Origin of the sequence: Kitasatospora sp. NPDC002965 (assembly GCF_040611255.1) — a bacterium.
Classification (GTDB): Bacteria; Actinomycetota; Actinomycetes; order Streptomycetales; family Streptomycetaceae; genus Kitasatospora.
This window is the reverse complement of sequence record NZ_JBEXNT010000002.1, coordinates 167,318-190,321: the sequence shown is the minus strand read 5'-3', so window position 1 is coordinate 190,321 and position 23,004 is coordinate 167,318. Positions and strand designations below refer to the sequence as shown.

Annotated in this window: 14 protein-coding genes; 11 read left to right on the top strand and 3 right to left on the bottom strand. The window is 73.2% G+C overall.

The features are described from left to right. The first annotated feature begins 40 nt into the window (after nt 1-40). The gene (locus ABZY91_RS01920; protein ID WP_329884826.1) at nt 41-1,075 is read left to right on the top strand and encodes an alanine racemase; all 1,035 of its coding nucleotides are present in this window, start codon (nt 41-43) and stop codon (nt 1,073-1,075) included. 66 nt (nt 1,076-1,141) lie between these two features. Here ABZY91_RS01920 and ABZY91_RS01915 read toward each other — a convergent pair whose 3' ends face one another. Further along, a complete protein-coding gene (locus ABZY91_RS01915) occupies nt 1,142-2,740 on the bottom strand; it encodes a glycosyltransferase 87 family protein (protein WP_329884825.1) in 1,599 nt (532 codons plus the stop codon). Nucleotides 2,741-2,941: 201 nt separating this feature from the next. Beyond that, on the bottom strand, nt 2,942-5,740 hold the full coding sequence (locus ABZY91_RS01910) for a transglycosylase domain-containing protein (protein WP_355399099.1): 2,799 nt from the start codon (nt 5,738-5,740) through the stop codon (nt 2,942-2,944). A 352-nt stretch (nt 5,741-6,092) separates the two neighbouring features. Between ABZY91_RS01910 and ABZY91_RS01905 the strand changes: the two genes are divergently transcribed. The 5 genes from ABZY91_RS01905 to ABZY91_RS01885 all read left to right on the top strand — a co-directional run bounded on the left by ABZY91_RS01905 (nt 6,093) and on the right by ABZY91_RS01885 (nt 11,369). Beyond that, entirely contained in the window at nt 6,093-6,791 is a 699-nt protein-coding gene (locus ABZY91_RS01905; RefSeq protein WP_329884823.1) for a PadR family transcriptional regulator, read from the top strand. 128 nt (nt 6,792-6,919) lie between these two features. Further along, nucleotides 6,920-8,002 (top strand): inositol-3-phosphate synthase, encoded by a 1,083-nt coding sequence (locus ABZY91_RS01900; RefSeq protein WP_329948379.1) that lies wholly within the window; start codon nt 6,920-6,922, stop codon nt 8,000-8,002. A gap of 148 nt (nt 8,003-8,150) precedes the next feature. Further along, nucleotides 8,151-9,488 carry an MFS transporter gene (locus ABZY91_RS01895; protein WP_329948380.1) on the top strand — a complete coding sequence of 446 codons (1,338 nt, stop codon included), beginning with the start codon at nt 8,151-8,153 and terminating at the stop codon, nt 9,486-9,488. A gap of 97 nt (nt 9,489-9,585) precedes the next feature. Further along, on the top strand, nt 9,586-10,296 hold the full coding sequence (locus ABZY91_RS01890; protein WP_355399096.1) for a hypothetical protein: 711 nt from the start codon (nt 9,586-9,588) through the stop codon (nt 10,294-10,296). Between the two features lie 35 nt (nt 10,297-10,331). Next, nucleotides 10,332-11,369: a hypothetical protein gene (locus ABZY91_RS01885; RefSeq protein ID WP_355399094.1), complete on the top strand. Its 1,038-nt coding sequence runs from the start codon at nt 10,332-10,334 to the stop codon at nt 11,367-11,369. 274 nt (nt 11,370-11,643) lie between these two features. On the opposite strand, the gene ABZY91_RS01880 is transcribed toward ABZY91_RS01885, so the two are convergent. Further along, nucleotides 11,644-13,077 (bottom strand): CCA tRNA nucleotidyltransferase, encoded by a 1,434-nt coding sequence (locus tag ABZY91_RS01880; protein WP_329885001.1) that lies wholly within the window; start codon nt 13,075-13,077, stop codon nt 11,644-11,646. Between the two features lie 451 nt (nt 13,078-13,528). On the opposite strand from ABZY91_RS01880, the gene ABZY91_RS01875 reads away from it, so the two are divergent. From ABZY91_RS01875 to ABZY91_RS01855, 5 genes are all read left to right on the top strand, one after another. After that, nucleotides 13,529-16,048, top strand: a complete 2,520-nt coding sequence (locus tag ABZY91_RS01875) for a DUF6049 family protein (RefSeq protein ID WP_355399092.1) — start codon at nt 13,529-13,531, stop codon at nt 16,046-16,048. A 57-nt stretch (nt 16,049-16,105) separates the two neighbouring features. Then, entirely contained in the window at nt 16,106-18,649 is a 2,544-nt protein-coding gene (gene murJ, locus ABZY91_RS01870; RefSeq protein ID WP_355399090.1) for a murein biosynthesis integral membrane protein MurJ, read from the top strand. 312 nt (nt 18,650-18,961) lie between these two features. Beyond that, entirely contained in the window at nt 18,962-21,016 is a 2,055-nt protein-coding gene (locus tag ABZY91_RS01865; RefSeq protein ID WP_355399088.1) for a serine/threonine protein kinase, read from the top strand. Nucleotides 21,017-21,078: 62 nt separating this feature from the next. Then, complete coding sequence (sigM, locus tag ABZY91_RS01860; RefSeq protein WP_355399086.1) at nt 21,079-21,861, top strand: RNA polymerase sigma factor SigM; 783 nt, start codon at nt 21,079-21,081, stop codon at nt 21,859-21,861. Then, nucleotides 21,858-22,940, top strand: coding sequence for a zf-HC2 domain-containing protein (locus ABZY91_RS01855; protein ID WP_355399084.1), 1,083 nt, complete (start codon nt 21,858-21,860; stop codon nt 22,938-22,940). The genes sigM and ABZY91_RS01855 overlap by 4 nt, the downstream gene beginning before the upstream one ends. Nucleotides 22,941-23,004 lie beyond the last annotated feature (64 nt).

Sequence of the window (23,004 nt, the reverse complement as noted above, 5' to 3'; positions counted from 1 at the left end):
CCGAGCCGCCCGTGCCCCACACCCTCTGGGAGATGACCCGATGACGCTGTCGCTCTACCTCGACACCGAACGCTGGCGTACCCACCAGCGCTCCGTCCTGGCCGAGTTCCCCGGCCTGGTACCGGTGGCGAAGGGCAACGGCTACGGGCTGGGCAACCACCGCCTGGCCGAGGAGGCCACCCTGCTCGGCACCGGCATGCTGGCGGTCGGCACCGCCTACGAGGCGGCCGACGCGGCCGACTGGTACGGCGGCGAGCTGCTGGTGCTCACCCCGTACCGGGTCGGCGAGGAGGCCCTGCCGCTGCCGCACGCCCGGGTGATCCGGACGGTGGCCAGCCTCGACGGGGTGCGCGCGCTGCACGGCGCCCGGGTGGTCGTGGAGTGTATGACCACCATGCGCCGGCACGGCGTCTCGGCGGCCGACCTCCCGGCGGTCGCCGCCGAGCTGGACGGCGTCTCCTTCGAGGGCCTCGCGCTGCACCTGCCGATGGACCGGCCGGACGGCTCCAGCCCGGTCGAGGAGGTCGCGTACTGGGTGGACACCGCCCGGGCCGCCGGGGTACCGGTGCACACCGTCTTCGTCAGCCACCTCGGTGCGGCGGGCCTGGAGCAGCTGGCCGGGCGCTACCCGGACACCGTGTTCCGGGCCCGGATCGGCACCCGGCTCTGGCTCGGCGACCACGGAGCGCTGGAGGTCCGGGCGACGGTGCTGGACGTCACCCCCGTCGCCAAGGGCGACCGCTACGGCTACCGCCAGCACCCGGCGCCGGCCGACGGCCACCTGCTGGTGGTCGCCGGCGGCACCGCGCACGGCATCGGGCTGGAGGCGCCCAAGTACGTGCAGGGCATGTCCTCGCGGGCCAAGGGCATCGCCCGGGCCGGCCTGGCGACCGTCAACAAGACCAAGTCGCCGTACAACTGGACCGGCAAGCAGCTCTGGTTCGCCGAGCCGCCGCACATGCAGGTCTCGCTGCTCCTCCTGGACGGCGAGACCAAGCCGCCGGCGGTCGGCGACGAGCTCGGTCTCCAGGTGCGGCACACCACCACGCACTTCGACCGCGTGGTGGACCGCTGACCGGTCGCCGGCCGGTCGCCGCCGGCCGGCCCCGGTGTGCCGCCGGCGACCGGCCGCCGGCGGCCGTCAGGACTTCTCGGCCGGCTCCTGGGCACGGGCGGGCGGCTCGATGAGCCACCCCTCGGAGCCGGCCGGCGCATACCCGGCGTAGCTCGCCTCCTCGCGCAGCTGCCGGGCGGCGCCGAGCACGAAGACGTCCGGGGCCTGGTCGAGCACCCCGCCGGAGGGGTCGTCGCTGCCGTCCCAGCGCACCGGGTCGCGGTCCGGCAGCAGGATGTCCCGGATCACCACGCCCACCAGGTAGAGCGTGCCGAGCAGGTGCAGCACGATCGCGAAGTGGTACCAGGACTCGCCGATCCCGTGCTGCTTGGGCCCGGTGACGAAGCCCAGGTGGGACCAGATGCCCAGGGTGTAGAGCACCTCGCAGGCCTGCCAGATCAGGAAGTCCCGCCAGCGCGGCCGGGCCAGCACCGCGAGCGGCAGCAGCCAGAGCACGTACTGCGGTGAGTACACCTTGTTGAACACCACGAACGCGGCCACCACCAGGAAGGCCAGCTGGACGACCCGCGGGCGGCGGGGCGCCGAGAGGCCGAGCCACGCTATCCCCGCACAGCTCAGCACCATCAGGATCGCGATGAAGGTGTCGAGGTTCTCCAGCCCGACGCCGCGGGTCTGCATCAGGATCAGCCAGAGCGAGCCGTAGTCCTCGTTGCGGTGCTTGCTGAAGACGTAGAAGGTCGACCAGCCCTGCCAGTTGGCCATCATGATCGGCAGGTTGACCAGCACCCACGCGCCGACCGCGCCGCCCAGCAGCCCGCGCAGGTCGCGCCACCGGCCGGCCCGCCAGCAGAGCACCAGCAGCGGGCCCAGCAGCAGGAGCGGATAGAGCTTGGCGGCGGTGGCCAGGCCGATGAACACCCCGGCCAGGACCGGCCGCGAGCCGGCCCACCAGGCCAGGGCGACGGCGGCCAGCGCGACCGCCAGCAGGTCCCAGTTGACGGTGGCGTTGAGCAGCAGGACGGGCGCCAGCGCGAACATCAGGGCGTCCCAGGGGCGGCGCCGGTGGGTGCGGGAGAGCGCCACCACGGCGACCACCGCGCAGGCCATCAGCAGGCCCGCGTTGATCACCCAGAACCACCGCTCCTGGTCCTGGAGCGTGCCGCCGCCGGGCGTCAGCCAGGCCGAGATCTGCATGAACAGACCGGTCAGCACCGGGTATTCGAGGAACTGCAGATCCCCGGTGGTGCCCGGGATCCGGTCCACGTAGGGGTGCAGTCCGGCCGCGAAGCCCCGCCCGGAGAACAGGTGCGGGACGTCGCTGTAGCAGGCGTGCACGTACTGCGGCGAACCCGGCTGGAACCAGGCCGCGTTGTAGCAGGGCAGCTTCTGCGCCATGCCGAGCACCGAGACCACGATGACCACCAGCGCGAGGAAGCGTGCCGGGACCCACCAGGAGACGCCGAGCAGCGCGCGCTTCCCGGGCGGGCCGCCGATCACCTCGCTGCCGGCCGCCGCCACCGGGTCCTCGTCCGCCGGCACGACCACGGTGTTGGTCACGACCTGGTCGACCCCGGTCACCGGTACCTCGGGGGCAGGCCCGGCGGCGTCGGGGAGCCCGGTCTGGCCGACGGATTCGTCATGAGCGCTGGACGTCATGGCGGACATCCTGCCGCACCTCTCCCGCCCGGACGAGGAGGCCCCCGCCACGGCCCCGCCACCGGGCCGCCGGGGCGTGACGAATCGCGCCGAATACGGCGAAACGGCGGTGGCGGCCCTCCGAGGAGGACCGCCACCGCCGCTTCACCGTTTCCGTTTCCGTGTCCGCATCCGTCTACCTGTCCGCGGTCCGGTTCCGTCCCGGCCGCGCTACGGCACGAGCGCGTTGCCGCTCGGCGGCGCCGACGGCGAGGTCGGCGGTTTGGTCGACGGCTTGGGAGTCGTCCCGCCGGTGGCACCGCCGGCACCGCCGCCCGGGTCGGTGGTCGGGCTCGGCCCCGGCGCCGTCGGCGTGGTGCAGCCGATGTTGCCGATGATGCAGGTCGGCGAGACGCCGCCGCCGCCGGTGTTGCCACCGTTGCCGTTGCCGCCGGTGTTGCCACCGCCTCCGTTGCCGCCGCCGGTGTTGCCGCCTCCGCCGGTGGTCGCCGGGCTGCTCCTGGTCGGGACCGGGGGCACCGGCACCGTCCCCGGGCAGTCCACGCCGGGGACGCAGACCGGGCCCTGGGTGACCGGGGGCTGGGTCGGCTGCTGGGCGTTCGGGTCCGGCGGCACGGTCGGCATGGTCTCGGTCGTGGTGGGCGTCGGCGTGGCGCTCGCCGTGCTCGGCGCACCGGAGGAGTCGACCTGGGAGCCGACCGGCTGCGGTGTCGGGAAGTCCAGCTTCTTCTCGTTGGCCAGCGCCGCCTTCATGTACCGCGTGAAGACGTCGGTCGGGGTGTCACCACCGTGCACCGAGTCCTTGCCGCCGGTGCCGTTCAGCGAGAGCCGCTCGTGCTGGGTCGGGTCCTCGCGCCACATCGCCACGCTGGTGGACAGCTGCGGGGTGTAGCCGACCCACCAGGCCGACTTGTTCTGGTCGGTGGTACCGGTCTTGCCGGCCACCGGGCGGCCCAGCGCGTTGGAGTTCTTGCCGGTACCGTTCTTCGCCACGTTCACCAGCACGTCGGTGACGTTGTCGGCGACGGCCGGCTCCAGCGCCTGCTTGGGCTCGTGCTTGCCGCCGAAGCCGGGGCGCTCCTTGCCGTCCACCAGGACCTTGGTCACCGAGTACGGGTCCGCCTGCTTCCCGCTGGCGGCCAGGGTCGCGTAGGCGTCGGCCATCCGGATCGGGCTGATGGTGGAGACACCGAGCGGGAAGGTCGTGGTGTTGGCCTCGGCGGCGAGGTTCTCCTTGCGGACGCCCATCGCCTCGGCGACGGCGGCCACGTTCTGCCCGCCGACGTCCTGGTTCAGCTGGACGAAGGGCACGTTCCACGACCACTGCATCGCGAGCCGCAGGGAGACGTAGCCGCGCTTGCCCTTCTCCTCGTTCTTCTGCCGGTACGGCTTGCCCTTGTCGTCGAGCACCAGCGAGCCGTCCGCCTTGCGGATCTCCGAGAGGTCGTCGGACAGGTAGCGGCTGTCGGCGTTGATCCGCTTCGGCTTGCCCTTGTCGTCGGTCTGGGTCTGCACACCGCTCTGCATGGCGGCCGCCAGCACGAAGGGCTTGAAGGTCGAGCCGACCTGGACGCCCTGGGCGTCGGCGTTGTTGTCGTGGTGCCCGTTCTCCACGCCGTCGCCGCCGTAGATGGCGACGAGCGCGCCGTCACCGGGGCGGATGCTCGCCGCGCCGAACTGGACGAAGTTGTCGTTGTCGGGGCGCTTCTGCGGGTTCAGCGTCTCGGCCCTGACGTCGTCCACGGCCTTCTTGAGGGCTTCGACCTTGTCCTTCTCGAAGGTCGTGTAGATCTTGAAGCCGCCCTTCTCGATCGCCCGCTGGTCGATCGTCGGGTCCTTGACCATGACGAACTTGTTGGCGGTCTCGACCAGGTAGCTGATCTGGCCGTTCATGTTGGCCGGCGGCACCTGCTTGATCGGGTCCGGGAAGGCCGTGCACTTGGCCCGCTCCTCGGCGGTGGCGTTCTTGGTCTCCACCATCCGGTCCAGGATCCACTTCCAGCGCTCCTCGGCGCGGGGGCGGTTCGCCTTGATCGTCGGGTCGTAGTACGCGGCGCCCTTGAGCAGCCCGGCCAGCATCGCGCTCTGGCAGAGGTTCAGGTCCTTGGCGTTGACGCCGTAGTAGGCCTGGGCCCCCGCCTGCGCACCGGTCGCACCGCGGCCGAACCAGCTGGTGTTGAGGTAGCCCTTGAGGATCTCCTCCTTGGACTGGTCCTGATTGATCTTCAGCGTGATGAAGAACTCCCTGACCTTGCGGGAGAGGGTCTGCTCCTGCGTCAGGTAGGCGTTCTTGACGTACTGCTGGGTGATCGTGGACGCGCCCTGCGTCTCGCCGCCCTTGGCCATGTTGATGACGGCGCGCGTCATGCCCTTGGGGTCGATGCCGCTGTCGGTGCGGAAGGTCTCGTTCTCCGCCGCGATGACCGCGTTCTGCAGGGTGGGCGAGATGTCCGCGAGCTCGACGATCTGGCGGTTGGTCTCGCCCTTGCGGACCATCTCGGTGCCGTCGGCCCAGTAGTAGATGTTGTTCTGGTCGTTCACCAGGGCGTTGAGCGGCGGGATCTTCGTCGACTGGTAGACGAAGTAGATCCCGCCGACGCCGGTGGCGAAGACGAGCAGGAACGCACTGAGCCAGAGCCGCCAGGACGGCAGCCAGCGGCGGAAGCCCTGCTTGCCGAAACGGGGGTAGTCGATGAACCGTTTCTTGCCGGGTGCACCGCCGGAGGCGCCGGGTCCACCGACGGCACCCGGGCCGCCGGGACCGCCGGGACCGCCCGCGGCAGGGCCGGTACCGGCCGCACCGCCGCGCCGGCCACCCTTCTGGGACGCCTTGCGCATCTCGGCACGGGTCATCCGGGGCTGCTGGGCGGTCTCCCGCATTCCGGGCGGGCGCCGGCGGCCGAGGCCCTCCGAGGCGACCTCGTCGCTCCCCGCTCCGTCCGGGCGTCCGCTGTCGCCGCCCGGAGGCTGCCCGCCGCCACCAGGCGACCTCCGCCGTCGTTCACTCATGTTCCAGGTACTCCTCGCCAGGCCGGTCGAGCCTGAAGGCAGGGTTCACGTCCGATGCCCGCAACCGCCCTAACCCCGGAGGTGGTCCTCGTGCACACGCGACAGCGTACGCAGCACTGAATCCGAACTAATCGGGCATCAATCCCCAATACCCATAAAACGACTGCAGATCATTACACGGCCGTTGCCAAGGACACCCGCGCGCCGCCTTGTGATCACATTCACGCGCGCCCCCCTTGCCCGTTCGGGGACCCAGGTTTACTGTTCTCGATATATCGAGCCGATACATCGGAGCGGCATACCGCCGGACACGGCGGGTCGCGGACCAGGCGAGGAAGGGAGGACGACGGCAGTGGGCAGGCGCTCAGGAGTGCTGGAGTTCGCCGTTCTCGGCCTTCTCCACGACGCCCCGATGCACGGGTACGAGCTGCGCAAGCGGCTCAACGTCCTGCTCGGCTCGTTCCGCGCCTTCTCCTACGGGACCCTCTACCCCTGCCTGAAGAGCCTGGTGGCTCAGGGCTTCCTGGTCGAGGACAACCCGGAGGTCGAGTACGTCCCGGCCACCGCGCTCAACGGCAAGCGGTCCAAGATCGTCTACCGGCTCTCCCCCGAGGGCAAGGAGCGCTTCGAGGAGCTGCTCGCCGACTCCGGCCCGGACGCCTGGGAGGACGAGCACTTCGGTGTGCACTTCGCCTTCTTCGGCCAGACCGACCGGGCCGTGCGGATGCGCGTCCTGGAGGGCCGTCGCAGTCGGCTGGAGGAGCGCCTGGAGCGGATGCGCAACTCACTGGCCCGCGCCCGCGAGCGGTTCGACGACTACACCGTCGAGCTTCAGCGGCACGGACTGGAGTCGGTGGAGCGTGAGGTCCGCTGGCTCAACGAGCTGATCGAGACCGAGCGGGCCAACCGCACCGGCCGGACCGGACCGTCCACCGACGGGACCGGCCCCGCAGTAACCAAGACTTCGGACGGCCGTGGCCAGGAGGACGGGTCCTCGGACCCGCCCGGGCCACCGTACGACCGCCCGGGGCGCTCCGAGCAGGAGCGCTGACACCGCGTCAGCCCTGTGCCGTACGCGGCAGGAGTGGGCGCCTCGCGCCCATCAGCAGTCATCGAAGAAGCAGGACGAGCACCGCCGATCTTCGGCGGCGCTCATGAGATCACAGGGAGCAACCGGAAATGGGTTCGGTTCGCGTAGCCATCGTGGGCGTCGGCAACTGCGCCGCGTCGCTGGTGCAGGGTGTCGAGTACTACAAGGACGCCGACCCGGCCGGCAAGGTCCCCGGGCTGATGCACGTCCAGTTCGGCGAGTACCACGTCCGTGACGTGGAGTTCGTCGCCGCCTTCGACGTCGACGCCAAGAAGGTCGGGTTCGACCTGGCCGACGCCATCGGCAGCAGTGAGAACAACACCATCAAGATCTGCGACGTGCCGCCGACCGGCGTCACCGTCCAGCGCGGCCACACCCTCGACGGCCTGGGTAAGTACTACCGGGAGACCATCGAGGAGTCCGACGAGGCCCCGGTCGACGTCGTCCAGATCCTCAAGGACCGCCAGGTCGACGTCCTCGTCTGCTACCTGCCCGTCGGTTCCGAGGCGGCGGCGAAGTTCTACGCCCAGTGCGCCATCGACGCCAAGGTCGCCTTCGTGAACGCCCTCCCGGTGTTCATCGCCGGCACCAAGGAGTGGGCGGACAAGTTCACCGAGGCCGGCGTGCCGATCGTCGGTGACGACATCAAGTCCCAGGTCGGCGCGACCATCACGCACCGCGTGATGGCCAAGCTGTTCGAGGACCGGGGCGTCATCCTCGAGCGCACCATGCAGCTGAACGTCGGCGGCAACATGGACTTCAAGAACATGCTCGAGCGCGAGCGCCTGGAGTCCAAGAAGATCTCCAAGACGCAGGCCGTCACCTCGCAGATCCGCGACCGCGAGCTGGGCGCCCGCAACGTCCACATCGGTCCCTCGGACTACGTGGCCTGGCTGGACGACCGCAAGTGGGCGTACGTCCGCCTGGAGGGTCGCGCCTTCGGCGACGTCCCGCTGAACCTGGAGTACAAGCTGGAGGTCTGGGACTCCCCGAACTCCGCCGGTGTCATCATCGACGCCGTCCGCGCCGCGAAGATCGCCAAGGACCGCGGCATCGGCGGCCCGATCCTCTCGGCCTCCTCGTACTTCATGAAGTCCCCGCCGGTCCAGTACTTCGACGACGAGGCCAAGGACAACGTCGAGAAGTTCATCCGCGGCGAGGTCGAGCGCTGATCACCGCGGAATCCGCGGCCGTCGGGCACTGAACCGACGGCCCGCCCGCACGGAAACGGGCCCACGGTCAACCACCGTGGGCCCGTTCACCTTTTCCCGGCTCATGTTTCACGTGAAACACCGACCGGTTCCATGGCACCCTGGGCAGGTGGCGATCACGGAGAACGGCAGCACCCACCAGACCGCGCACCGCGCCACCCTCCTCGACCTGCTCCGCGGCCGCGACTTCCGCCGGCTGCTGACCGCCCGTGTCCTCTCCCAGCTCTCCGACGGCGTCTTCCAGGTCTCGCTCGCCGCCTACGTGGTCTTCTCGCCGGAGAAGCAGTCATCCCCCGCCGACATCGCCTCGGTGCTGGCCGTGATGCTGCTGCCGTTCTCGGTGATCGGCCCGTTCGCCGGCGTGCTGCTGGACCGCTGGCGCCGCCGACAGGTGCTGTACGTCGGCAACCTGGCCCGGTTCGGGCTCGGCCTGGTCACCGGCGCCCTGCTGCTGGCCCAGGCGCCGACCTGGCTGTTCTTCGCCTCCGCCCTGCTGGTGACCGCACTCAACCGGTTCATCCTGGCCGGCCTCTCCGCCGCGCTGCCCCGGGTGGTGAGCCAGGAGCAGCTGGTCACCGCCAACGCCCTCTCCCCCACCCTGGGCACGGTGGCCGCGGCCTGCGGCGGCGGAGTGGGCTTCCTGCTCCACCAGGTGATGCCCCCCGGATCGCGGGCCGACGCGGCCCTGGTCTGCGTCGCCGCGCTGCTCTACCTCTCGGCGGCGGTGGCGGCGCTCCGGATGGACAAGGACCTGCTCGGCCCCGAGAGTCACCCCGGCCGTCCGGCGCTGGGCCGGGCCCTGGCCCAGGCCGCCCGCGAGCTGCGCGCGGCCGTCACCCACCTGGTGCGGGACTGCCGCCCGGCGGCGCACGCGCTGGCGGCGGTCACCGCGGCCCGGTTCTGCTACGGCGTCCTGATCGTCGTCGTGGTGATGCTCGCCCGCTACACCTTCAACGACCCGGCGGACAGCACGGCCGGGCTGGTCACCCTGGGCCAGGCGGTCGGTCTCTCCGCCGCCGGGTTCTTCGTCGCGGCGGTGATCAGCCCGTGGTGCACCCGCAGGCTCGGGCTGGCGGGCTGGATGACGCTCTGCCTGGCGGCCCCGGTGGTCTTCGTGCCCGCACTGGGCCTGCACTTCTCCCTGGTGCCCTGCCTGATCGCCGCGCTGCTGCTCGGCGTGGTCACCCAGGGCACCAAGATCTGCGCCGACACCGTCGTCCAGGAGTCGGTCGAGGACGAGTACCGCGGCCGGGTCTTCGCCATCTACGACGTGCTCTTCAACGTCGCCTTCGTGGCCGCCGCACTGGTCACCGCCCTGGTGCTGCCGCTCTCCGGCCGCTCGGTCACCGTCGTCCTGGGGGTGTCCGCGGTGTACGCGCTGGCCGCCGTCCTCTACCTGCGCACGGCCCGGCGAACCGGCCCCCTCCCCGGTGACCAGGCGTCCTGAGCACCGCCGCCCCCTGCGGCCGGGCGCCGTCGGCGCGAGTCGCTAAGGTACGTCAGATCTGTCGCAGCGACAGCACTCTGTCTCGGGGGACAATCTGATGAGCACACCGCCCGGCCCGTACGGGCCACCGCAGCAGTACGGCCATCCGCCGGCGCCGCAGCCCTACGGCGCCCCGGCTCCCCCGCCGTACGGGCAGCCCCAGCCGGTGGCCGCCGGCTACGGTGCCCCGCCGCCCGGCTACGGCTACCCGGCCGCCCCGCAGCCGGCTCCGCCCGCGCCCCCGTACCCGCAGGGCGGCTACCCGCAGGGTGGGTACCCGCCCGGTCCGCAGGACCGTGCGCCGTACCAGCAGCCCCCGCAGGGACAGCCGTACCCCCAGGCCCAGCCGTACCCGCAGGCCCCCTACGGCCAGGCGCCGCAGCACGGCTACCCGCCGGCCGCTCCGCCCGGCGAGCCGGCCCGCAAGGGCCGCGGCAAGGCCCGGCTGAAGGCGGTCGGCGTGGTGCTGGGCGTGATCGCCCTGATCATCGGCTACTTCGTCACCGGCCCGAGCGCCAGCAGCGCCAAGGCCGGCGACTGCGTCAAGGCGAGCGGCTCCCGCGACGTGTCCGTGGTCAAGTGCACCGACGGCAAGGCGAACTACAAGGTGCTGGCCAAGTTCGAGTCCACCACCGACACCACCCGGTGCCGGGAGACCGTCGGCACCACCAGCACCGTCTCGGGCAAGAGCGGTCGCCGCTGGAACAAGAAGCGGTACGTGCTCTGCCTCGGCCCGCTCGCCGGCACCCCGCCGGTCAAGAAGTCCTGACCGCTCGCCACCTCAGACCATTCCGGGGGATCCCGATGTCCGTTCCGCCCCAGATGCCGTACGGCGCACCGCCGCCCGCCGACGGTTCCAACCCGTACGCCGGCAACCCCTACGCCGGGCAGCAGGCCCCGCCGCCGGGCACCCCGCCCCCGCCCGGCTACGGCTACCCCGCGCCGCCGCCCCCGGCCGCCGGCTACGGCTACCCGGGCGCCCCGGGCCCGCAGCCCGGTCCCGCCTACGGGTACGCGCCTCAGGGCGGCCCGGTCTGCCGGTTCTGCGGCGGCTTCCCGGCCGTCGACACCACCGTCCGGGGCCACCAGGGCATCATCATCGTGATGCGGTTCCTGAAGCAGCCGGGACCGTTCTGCCGCACCTGCGGCACCGCGGTGGTCCGCGACATGTCCGCCCGCACCCTGGTGCAGGGCTGGTGGAGCTATCTCTCCGGGATCTTCACGGTGGTCACGCTGCTGCGGAACCTGGCGGCCCACAACAAGATCAAGGACCTGCCGCCGCCGGTACCCGGCACCCACGGCCCGCAGCTCGACCCGGGCGTCCCGCTGACCAAGCGGCCGCACATGCTGATGCTGCTGCTGCCGGTGCTCTCGATCGGCACCCTGATCGTCCTGACGGCCACCGGGGCGTTCCTCGGCAGCCGGCACGACCGCGACCGGTACGACTACCCCCCGCTGACGCTGCCCTCGCCGACGGCGGTGGTCATCCCGACCCCGACGTTCCCGCCGTCCTTCTCGCTGCCGCCCGCCCCGGCCCCGACCGTGACGCTGCCGACGCCCACCGCGCCGGCCACCTCCAAGGTCGCGAGCGACATCGACTACGCCAAGGCCGGCGACTGCCTGCGCAACGAGAACGGCACCTCGGCCACCCACGACTCCAACCCGCGGATCACCATGCTCCCGTGCACCGACACGCGGGCCCAGTACAAGGTGCTGAAGAAGGTCTACGCCACCAGCGACGGCGACAAGGCCTGCGAGAACGTCACCGGGTCCGACAGCACCTACACCCGCGAGTCCACCTCGTCGGCGCTCAGCTTCGTCCTCTGCCTGAAGAAGCTCTGACCCCCGGGGTACCGAGGTGGGGGGGGGGGGGGGCCCGGGGGGGGCCCCCCCCCCCGCCCCCCCCCCCCCGCCCCCCCCCGCCGGGCCCCCCCCCCCCCCCCCCCCCCCCGCCGCGGGAGGGCCGCCCGCCCACCTCGCCGCGCCCCCGCTCCGCCCAGTCCCCCAACTAGACCTCCCCCCCGGGGAACCGCGGGGGGGGTGGCCCGGAACCTTCCGGGCCACCCCCACCGGGCCACGCCCCCTGGCTACCGCCTTCCGGGCATCGCCTTCCGGACTACGCGCCGGCGTCCTGCTGCGCGTCCCACCAGGCGCGCAGCGCGGCGACCGCCTCGTCGTGCTCCATCGGCCCGTGCTCCAGCCGGAGCTCCAGCATGTGCTTGTACGCCTTGCCGACCGCGGGGCCGGGCTTCAGGCCGAGCAGCTCCATGATCTGGTTGCCGTCCAGCGCCGGACGGACGGCGTCCAGCTCCTCGCGGGCCTTCAGCTCGCCGATCCGCGTCTCCAGGCCGTCGTAGGTGCGGGAGAGCGCGGCCGCCTTCTTCCGGTTCCGGGTGGTGCAGTCGGAGCGGGTCAGCTTGTGCAACCGCTCCAGCAGCGGACCGGCGTCGGCGACGTACCGGCGCACCGCCGAGTCGGTCCACTCGCCGCCGCCGTAGCCGTGGAACCGCAGGTGCAGCTCCACCAGGCGCGAGACCTCCTCGGTGAGCTCCTTCGAGTACTTCAGGTCGCGCATCCGCTTGCGGGTCATCTTGGCGCCGACCACCTCGTGGTGGTGGAAGGAGACCCGGCCGTCCGACTCGAACCGGCGGGTGCGCGGCTTGCCGATGTCGTGCAGCACCGCGGCCAGCCGCAGGGTGAGGTCCGGGCCGTCCTGCTCCAGGTCGATGGCCTGCTCCAGCACGGTCAGCGAGTGCTCGTAGACGTCCTTGTGCCGGTGGTGCTCGTCGCGCTCCAGCCGCAGGGCCGGCAGCTCGGGCAGCACGTGGTCGGCCAGCCCGGTGTCGACCAGCAGCCGGAGGCCCTTCACCGGCCGGTCGGAGAGCAGCAGCTTGTTCAGCTCGGCCTGGACCCGCTCCGCGGAGACGATGGTGATCCGCTCGGCCATCGCGGTCATCGCCGCGATCACCTCGGGGGCCGGGTCGAAGTCCAGCTGGGCCGCGAAGCGGGCCGCCCGCATCATCCGCAGCGGGTCGTCGGAGAAGGACTCCTCGGGAGTGGCCGGGGTGCGCAGCACCCGGGCCTCCAGGTCGTCCAGACCCCGGTGCGGGTCGACGAAGCCGCGGCCGGGCAGGTCGACGGCCATCGCGTTGACCGTGAAGTCGCGGCGGACCAGGTCCTCCTCGATGGTGTCGCCGAAGGTCACCTCGGGCTTGCGGGAGGTCCGGTCGTACGCCTCCGAGCGGTACGTGGTGATCTCGATCAGGAAGGACCCCTCCGGGGTGTCCTTGCGGGCGCCGACCGTACCGAAGGCGATGCCGACGTCCCAGACCGCGTCGGCCCAGCCCCGGACCAGCTTGAGGACCTCGTGCGGGCGGGCGTCGGTGGTGAAGTCGAGGTCGTTGCCGAGCCGGCCGAGCAGCGCGTCGCGTACCGAGCCGCCGACCAGCGCGAGCCGGTGACCGGCCGCCTGGAACCGGCGGGCGATCTCGTCGGCGACCGGGGAGACCCGCAGCAGTTCCTGCAGGCCGAGGGTCTGCGCCTCGCTCAGACCGGGAACGGCCTGCACGGCGGTGCTGGAATGATGGACGCCGGACTGGTGGGCGGTGGGCTCATTGGCAGTGGACACGGCTCACAAGGGTACGTGGCCCGAGGGGCCCGCCGCCCGCGCGTTTCCGCGGCCTCACCCCGAGGCCCGCAACACCGCACCCCCCGCCACATCGTTACCATGCCGGTGGAACGAGTCTCGGGCACCGGTGACGGGCCGCGGTGCGGCATGCCGGAACGCCGACCGGACGACGGACGACCGCCATTTTCTTCACGGCTGATCCCCACGGCTGCCCCCTACGGCCGGCGGGACAACCGCAGCAGCAGGGCAGCACGGCATCAAGCAGCGAGCGATCGAGAACGGCGAGGGCGAAGCGCGTGAGCGAGCGGAGCGAGCGAGCCAAAGGTGGGGGCGCGTTTCGCGAAGCGGCCGCCGAGCGCAGCGAGGTGGGCGCATGAGCGAGCGAAGCGAGCGAAGCGAGCGAAGCGAGCGAGCCAGGAGCACGGGTCCGGGTCTGGCGGTCCGGACCGCCAGACGGCTGGCCGCCGCACTCGGCGCCACGCTGGTGCTCGTCCCGGTGCTTCCGGGCACCCCGGCGACCGCGCGCCCGGCCGGCGGCTCGTACGCGGCCTCGGAGTCGACGGTCTCCGCCGAGTACCCGGTGGTGATGACCATCGAGTCGGTGAACAAGCCGGTGGCCGCCCTGAACGGCACCGTGACGATCGCCGGGCACGTCACCAACGGCGGTAGGTCGGTGCTCAAGTCGGCCCACGCGGCGGTCCGCAAGCCCTGGCCGAGCAAGCCGCTCACCACCCGCAGCGAGCTGGCCGCGGTGGCCGCCCGGACCACCCCGGAGCGGACGGACGGCATCTCCCTGGACAGCCCGCAGTACGCGCTGAACGAGCTCGGCCCGGGCCAGAGCCAGCCGTACACGCTGAGCGTCGCGGTGACCGACCTGCAGCTCTCCACGGAGGGCGTGTACGAGCTCGCGGTGGACGTCTGGGGCTCGACCGCCGACAACCAGCGCGACCGCCCGCTGGGCATCGCCCGCACCTTCCTGCCCTACGACCCGGTGTCGACCGAGGCGCAGCCGTCGAAGGTCACCACCCTGTGGCCGCTGGTGCACGCGCCGGTGCTGGCCGCGCAGACCCTCTCCGACAACGACCAGACCATGTCGGTGCTGCGCGACGACAGCCTGGCCACCGAGTTCGCGCCCGGCGGCCGGCTGTACGCGCTGGTCGAGACGGGCTCCACGCTGCCGGGGCTGACCTGGGTGGTGGACCCGGACCTGCTGGACACCGCGTTCGCGATGACCCGGCCGTACCGGGTGCAGAAGCCCGGCACCGCGGGCAACGCGGCCAAGGAGGACAACACCGTCCCCGGCACGGGCACGGCCGCCGCCACGGCCTGGCTGGAGAAGCTGCGGGCCGCCGTCGCCAAGCCGGGCAGCCAGGTGGTGGCGCTGCCGTACGCCGACCCCGACCTCGCCTCGATCGCGCACAACGCCGCCGAGCTGGACGGCATCGACACCGCGCTCGGCAAGGCGGCCACGGCCGGCCGGCTGACCGTCGAGGGCCGGCTCTCGGTGGACACCCGCGCCGACGTGGCCTGGCCCTACCAGGGCTACCTGGACCAGCGGATCGCGGCCGTCGCCCAGCGGGCCGGCGCCGGCCTGGTGCTGGTGAACGGCGCGAGCATGCCCGAGTCCGACGCCCTGAAGTACACGCCGTCCGCCGCGCGTCCGATGGGCAACGGACAGACCGCGCTGGTCGCCGACGAGGAGATCTCGGCGCTCTTCGCGACCGACCTGGTCACTCCGCAGGAGCAGACCCGGGCGGTCCAGCGGTTCCTCTCCGAGACCTTCGTGATCGCCCGGCAGGAGCCGCAGAACCCGCGCGGCCTGCTGGTGATGCCCCCGCGCGACCTGACCGCCACGAACGCCAAGGTGCTGGCCGGCGCGCTCCAGGCCGCCGTCGAGGGCAAGTGGGTCGACCCGGTCAAGCTGGACGTGCTCGCCCAGCTCACGCCGGACCCGAAGGCCAACACGACCGTCCCGGCACCCGCGGACTACCCGGCCCGGACCCGGGACTCGGAGCTGCCCGCCGTCGACCTGACCGACACCACGCGGATCCAGGCGAACCTGGACACGCTGATGCGGGTGCTGACCCTGCCGCAGCGGGTGCGCGGGCCGTTCAGTGCGGCCATGGTCCGCTCGCTGTCCACCCAGTGGCGCTCGGAGGGCTCGGCCGGCGGCGTCTACCGGAAGGGCGTGGGCCTCTACCTCAAGGAACTGACCGACGCGGTGAAGGTGCCGCCGAAGCGGGTCATCACCTTCGCCGGGGACACCGGTGTGCTGCAGGTCAGCGTCCGCAACGACCTGACCCAGACGGTCACCAACCTCAAGCTGGTGCTGGTCCCGGCCCAGCCCAACCGGCTCAGGGTCGAGGTGCCGGCCGAGGAGCTGGTGCTGCCGGCCTCGCAGAGCGTCACCCTGCGGTTCCCGGCCGAGGCGCACAACAACGGGCCGGTCAGCATGACCGCCCAGCTGTTCACCACCGGGCCGAACCCGCAGCCGTACGGTGATCCGGTGCAGTTCACCGTGGAGGTCACCTCGGTGACCAACGGCGTGCTGTACGTCTTCGGCGGCGGACTCGTGCTGCTCCTGCTGGCCGCGCTGCGGTTCGTCCGCCAGCGCAAGCGGCGGACGGCCGACGGCGACGACGGCGACGAGCCCGTCGGCGACGCCCCGCTCGCCCCGGCTCCGGCGGACGACACGGCGGCCGGCGGCCCGGCGGGCGACGCCGGCCGGGGGACCGGGCGGCCGGAGGGCTCCGGGCCCGCGGTGCCCCCGGAACGCGCGACGCGGCCGGAACACCCGGAGCACCCCGAACGTGGAGGAGCCGCGCAGACACCGCGCGGCAGCACCGCAGATGGCCGGGATCAGGCCACCAGTGATGAGAAGGTTGGTCCTTGACACCGCCCATACCGCCCGACTCCGGGGCGGCCTCCCCCACGACAGCGAAGAGGTGACATGACCGGGCGCAGCGATGAGCGGCCTCCGGGCCGCGGTGAGGGCCGTCCGGGCGCCGAGTCGCCCTCCGGCGACTGGTACGTGGCCGACACCTATGCCCAGGACCCGTACGCGGCCGACGCGTACCAGGACCGGCAGGGCGACCCGGACCCGTACGGCCTGCGGGCCGCCCGCCCCGCCGCGCCGCAGCAGCAGGCGGCGGCGTACGACGTGCCGCCGCAGCTCCCGCCGCAGGGCGGCGACTACCCGACGCCGGTGCCGCCGGCGCCGTTCACCGCCCCCGTCCCGCCGGTGCAGCCCGGCTGGGACACCCCGGCCCAGGACGGCCGGCAGGGCTGGGAGCAGCAGCAGCCCGGACCGGCCGCGCCCGCCGCACCGGCTCCGGGTGCGTGGGGCGGGCAGCCGCAGTGGCAGCCCGGCCCGGCGCACTCGACCTGGGACTCCGAGTCCACCGAGTACGTCGGGGTGGACGCGCTGTTCGGCGGCAACCAGGCGACCGCGGAGGCGCCCCGCCCGCCGGCCCAGCCGTCCCCGGCCCACCCGTACCCCCCGGGCCGGCCGGCGGCCGCGCCGCCCGCCGCACCCGGCCCGTTCGCCCCGCCCGCGCCGTACCCCCCGGCCGGCGCGTACCCGGGGCAGGCACCGCAGGCACCCCACGCTCCGCAGGCACCCCACGCTCCGCAGGCGCCGCACGGCTACGGCCACGGCCACGGGAACGGCCCCGACGGGCCGCGCCCGTTCGTGCCGCCGATCGAGTTCGACCCGCCGCTCTCCGAGGCGGAGGCCACCATGCAGGTGGCGGCGGTCCAGCTGCCGCCCGCGGTGGAACCGCTGGAGGACATCGTCGCCGAGGAGCGCGCGGGCACCGCGCCCCCCGCTCCCGCCCCGGCGGCCGGCGGCGGCAAGGTCGCCTCGCTGCTGAACTCCAGCGCGATCATGGCGGCCGGCACCCTCGTCTCCCGCGGCACCGGCTTCGTCCGCACCATGGTCATCACGGCGGCGATCGGCGTCGGCGTGATGGGTGACTCGTACAACGCCGCGTACACCCTGCCGACCCTGCTGTACATCCTGATCGGCGGCGGCGCGCTCAACGCCGTCTTCGTGCCCCAGCTGGTCCGCAGCATGAAGAACGACGCGGACGGCGGCACCGCCTACGCCAGCCGGCTGCTCACCCTGGTGATGGTCGGGCTCGGCGCGGTGGTCCTACTGGCCGTGGCCGGCGCACCGCTGCTGGTCCAGCTCATCTCGCACCCGATGATGGAGAACGCGGCCCGCGCCGACACCACCGTGGCCATGGCCCGGTACTGCCTGCCGACCATCTTCTTCATGGGCATCCACGTGGTGATGGGACAGGTCCTCAACGCACGCGGCCGGTTCGGCGCGATGATGTGGACACCGGTCCTCAACAACGTCGTGGTCATCTTCACCTTCGGCTCCTACCTCTGGGTCTACGGCGGATTCGGCACCACCCACGTCACCCCGGAGACGATCAGCCCCGAGGGCGTCCGGCTGCTCGGCATCGGCACCCTGGTCGGCCTGGTCGTCCAGGCGCTGGCGATGATCCCGTACCTGCGGGCGGCCGACTTCTCCTTCCGGCCTCGCTTCGACTGGCGCGGTCACGGTCTGGGCAAGGCCGCCCGGCTGGCCAAGTGGACGTTCTTCTTCGTCCTCGCCAACCAGGCCGGCTACCTGGTCATCACCCAGCTGGCCACCGCCGCCGGCAGCGCCGCCGAGAAGGGCGGCCACAACGGCGTCGGTCTCGCCGCGTTCTCCAACGCCCTGTTGATCTGGCAGCTCCCGCAGGCCGTCATCACCGTCTCGATCATGAGCGCGGTGCTCCCCCGGCTCTCCCGCGCGGCCGCCGACGAGGACGCCGGCGCCGTCCGCGACGACATCTCGTACGGGCTGCGCACCACGGCGGTGGCGGTCGTCCCCGGTGCCTTCCTCTTCCTGGCCCTGGGCCCGGCGATCGGCCGGGCGATCTACGCGGTGGGCGGCGGCGAGGCCGCGCTGGACAGCGCGACCAACGTGGGTCTGATGCTCTCCGCGTTCGCCCTCGGCCTGATCCCGTACTCCGCGCAGTACGTGATGCTGCGCGGCTTCTACGCCTACGAGGACACCCGCACCCCGTTCTCCAACACCGTCTGGGTGGCGGTCTGCCAGGCCGGCTTCTCGCTGGTCTGCTGGTTCGCCCTGCCCTCCGAATGGACGGTGGTCGGCATGGCGTTCGGCTACGGCCTCGCCTACGCCATCGGGGTGATGGTGGCGGTGCCCAAGCTGAAGAAGAAGATCGGCGGCCTGGACACCAAGCGGATCAGCCGGACCTACACCCGCCTGACGGCGGCCTGCGTTCCGGGTGCCCTGGTCGGCATCGGCGCGAGCCTGGCGGTCCAGCAGGTGCTCGACGGCTGGATCGGCAGTATTCTCACCGTCGTCGTGGCCGGCGGGCTCCAGCTGGCCGTCTTCGTGCTCATCGCGAAGCGGCTGCGGATCGAGGAGCTGAACGCCATGCTGGGCATGGTGCGCGGCCGACTCGGCCGCTGACCGACCGTACGTACCGACCGGCCGCACCGGCGGACGCCCTGACCGGGCGTCAACCGGACGGACCGGAATCTCCGCCCCGTCGGGGCGGGCGTCGGGCCGCTCTGCCGGCCCCGGGTCATCCCGGGGCCGGCAGAGCGGCCCGACGCCGGATCTGCACCACATCTCTCCACCGTCGCGCAACCACGCGGACCTTTCAGCGGTCGTACCCGGTGGAGAAGAGTGGGCACAATTGTCCTGGAGCACCGGGGCCACTGGCCGCGAGCACCAAAGACTCACTCAGGCCCGGGGCGACAAAGGGGAGGCAGGACCACGGTGGCTGATGGCACCAAGGCGGTCGTCGACACGTCAACGACGGACGGAGCGGCGGACGAGGCCGCACTGGCCGCGGCGATCGACGAACTCGCCGAAGGCACGGCCCGGGCCACCACGGCCGACGACGACGGACAGGACTCCCCGGAGACCGACTCCCCCGGGGCCGACGCCCCGGACACCGAGCACTCCAGCACCGAGCACTCCGGCACCGAGGACCCCGGCACCGAGCCTTCCGACGCCGAGCCCTCCGACGCCGGTTCGCCGGGCGTCACCCCCGCCGGAAGCGGCTCCCCCGCAGGGAGCGAGGAGACCTCGGAGACCACCGCCCCGCTGTCGGCCTCCGAGATCGCCGCAGAGCTTGCCTCCGGAGCCGCACGCGCCGCCGAGGCCCGCCGCCGGGCCGCCGCCGGGGCGACCACCCGCCGGCCCCCCGGGCGCCCGCCCCAGGACCCGCAGCCCACCCACGACCCCCGGGACACCGCCACCCTGCCGCAGACCCTGCCCGCCCCGCTGCGGCACAGCGGCGACATGATCGGCCACCGGTACCGGCTGGAGGAGTGCATCTCCTCGACCGAGACCTTCAGCAGCTGGCGCGCGGTCGACGAGAAGCTGCGCCGCGACGTCGGCGTCCACCTGATGGCCTCCGGCCACCAGCGGTCCCGCAAGGTGCTGGCCGCCGCCAAGTCGGCCGCCCTGCTCAACGACCCGCGCTTCGTCCAGGTCCTGGACGCCGTCCAGGAGGGCGAGCTGGTCTACGTCGTGCGCGAGTGGCTGCCGCACGCCTCCGACCTCGCCAAGCTGCTCGCCGACGGACCGATGGAGCCGCACGAGGCCTACCAGATGGTCCGCCAGGTCACCGATGCCGTCGCCGCCGCCCACCGGCGCGGCCAGGCGCACCTGCGGCTCACGCCGCGCTGCGTCCTGCGCACCGACAGCGGCCAGTACCGGATCAACGGCATCGCGGTGGACGCGGCCCTGCGCGGCCTGCCCGTCGACGGCACCGCCCAGGACGCCGAGCGGGCCGACACCCGGGCCATCGGCGCGCTGCTGTACGCCGCGCTCACCCACCGCTGGCCGTTCCCGGAGGACCGCTACGACCTCCAGGGGCTCCCCAGGAACCTCCGCGACGTGCCGCCGGCCCAGGTCCGGGCCGGGGTCCACAAGGGCCTCTCCGAACTGGCCGCCCGCGCCCTGTTCGACCACCCGCCGCACCACGCCGAGCCGATCGCCACCCCCGAGGAGCTGGCCAAGGCGATCGCGCTGATGCCGCGCATCCGCCAGCCCGAGCCCGAACTGCCGGTCTTCGCCGCCCCGCCGCGGCACAACACCCACGCGCTGCCCACCGCGCCCAACCCGACCCGGGTGGTGGCGCCCCCCGGCACGGGGCCGACCCCGATGGCGGCCGCCCCGGCGCGGCGCACCGGGCGGCGGCTGCGCCGGGTGGTCAAGGTGACGGCGTGGACGGTCGCGCTCGGCGCCATCGGCGTCGCCTCCTGGCAGCTGGTGGACAACCTGCGTGGCACCGGCCCCGCCGTCGCGGCCCCCCAGCCCAGCAACACCTCCGCCTCCCCCACCACCCACGCGGCCCCGCGCACACCGGTGCCGATCCCGGTCAAGGAGGCGTTCGACTACAACCCGCTGGGCACGTCCCCGCAGGGCAAGGACTCCCTCCCCAACGCCATCGACGGCAAGCCCGACACCGAGTGGACCAGCGGCTGGTACAACGACCCGTTCGGTCCCAAGCCGCCGGCCAAGGAGGGCATCGGCCTGCTGCTCGACCTCGGCACGCAGCAGCCGGTCTCGTCGGTGAACGTGCAGTTCGGCACCGCCACCACGGCCGAGCTGCGGATCCCCGGACCGGGGGTCACCGGCGACCCGATGGCCGCCAAGCCCGGGGACTTCACGGTCGCGGGCAAGAAGGCCGGCACCGCGGTCGAGTACAACCTGGACAACCCGGTCACCACCCGCTACCTCTTGATCTGGCTGACCGGCCTGTCGAAGGATTCGGACGGGAAGTACCGCGGCCACGTCGCGGAGGTCCGGGTCTCCGGCTGAGCCGACCCGGGACGGCGGCAGCGGCGGGGACGGCGGCGGGGCACGGACGGCGAGGGGTGGCAGTGGCGGACGACGGACCGGAGCGGACCGACGACGACGCGGCGCTCCTCGCCCGGCACGTCGGCGGCGACCGGGAGGCCTTCGGCCTGTTGGTGAACCGCCACCGAGACCGGCTCTGGGCGGTCGCCCTGCGCACCCTCGGCGACCGCGAGGAGGCCGCCGACGCCCTGCAGGACGCCCTGGTGTCCGCGTTCCGCGCCGCCCACACGTTCCAGGGCCGCTCGGCCGTCACCACCTGGCTGCACCGGATCGTGGTGAACGCCTGTCTGGACCGCGCCCGCCGGGCGGCCGGCCGCCGCACCAAGCCGCTCGACGACGACCCCCGGCGGCTGGACGCACTGGTGGGCTCGTCCGAGCCGGCCGACTCCCCGGTGGTCCGCGCCGAGGTGCACCGCGAGGTGACCGCCGCGCTCGCCGAGCTGCCCGCCGAACAACGGGCGGCCCTGGTCCTGGTCGACATGCAGGGCTACCCGGTCGCCGAGGCCGCGGAACTGCTCGGGGTGCCGGTCGGGACGGTGAAGAGCCGCTGCGCCCGGGGCCGGGCCCGGCTGCTGCCGCTGGTCCGCCACCTCCGCGAGGAGGCCGCCGGTGTTTCACGTGAAACACCGCCCGCCCGGGGGCCGGCGTCCGCACCCGCCCCGGCCGACGCGGGGCCACCGGCACGGGCGCAGAAGCCGCCCGCCGCGAGCGGTCCGTCCGGGAACCCACCCGGCCCGCGGACCGTCACAGGGACAGCCCCGGACACCGCCCGGCCGATTCTGGAAGGAGATGCGAGCACACGATGACCGCACCCCTCTCCTCCCCCGACCCCGCACCCGCCACCGGACCGCACCCCTCGGTCGACGAGCTGGCCGACCTCGCCGAGGGACTGGTCGAGCCCGCCGACGCGGCCGGGGCGCTCCGCCGGCACCTGGCCGACTGCGCCGAGTGCCGGGAGACCGCCGACGCACTGGCCGAGGTGCGGACGCTGCTCGGCGCGGCCGAAGCCCCGCCCGTGCCCGCCGACGTCGCCGCCCGGATCGACGCCGCCCTCGCCGCGGCCGCGGCCGAGCAGGACGAGTCCGCAGCCGCCCGGGACGAGTCGGCGGCTGCCCACCGCACCCCCGGGAACGCCCTCCGGGGCCCCGGGAAGGACACCGCGGCGCCCCGGCCTGCCCACGCCACCCCGACCCCGGGAACACCGGCCGAGACCCCCTCCAGGGCGCCGGCCGGGCGCCCGGGCGCGACCACCGGCCCCGGACGTCCCCGCACCCGGCGCCGGCGCGCCGCCCTGCTGCTCGGCTCGGCCGCCGCCCTGCTCGCGGTCGGCCTCGGCGGCACCTTCCTGGCCCTGACCGCCGGGGCCGACCGGAAGCTCCAGGACACCAGCACGGTCTCGGCCGGCAGCCCCGCCGCCGGCCACGTCCTCCCCGGCAGCCCCGCCGTCCCGGGCACCAAGGAGGACACCGGGGGCGCCGACCCGGACCAGGGCGGCGGGACGGCCTACCGCGACGAACTGCTCGCCGCACAGGTCCAACTGCTGCTCGCCGGCCGAGGCAGCGGCACCGGGACCGCCGCACCGCCCGCCGACACGCCCGACACGCCCGGCACTCCCGTCAAGCCGTCACGGCCGCCCGAAGCCTCCGGCGCGACCGCCGTACCGCCCGCCGACACCCAGGGCCTGACCGGCGGCGGACGCTCCACCCCGACCTGCCCGGCCCCCGCCACCGGCCCGCTGCTGGCGACCGACCTGGGCAGCTACGGGGGCACGCCCGCCGAGGTCCTCGTCTACGGACTGCCCGGCCGGACGGACCAGGTCGACGTGTACCTCCGCGCACCCGGATGCGGTCCGGTCCTGCTGCACCGCGTGGTTCCCTCCCGCTGACCGGTGGTTCCCGTGCGATCCACGCTCCGGCCCGTCCGACACTCCCACAGTGCGGGCGGCTGGT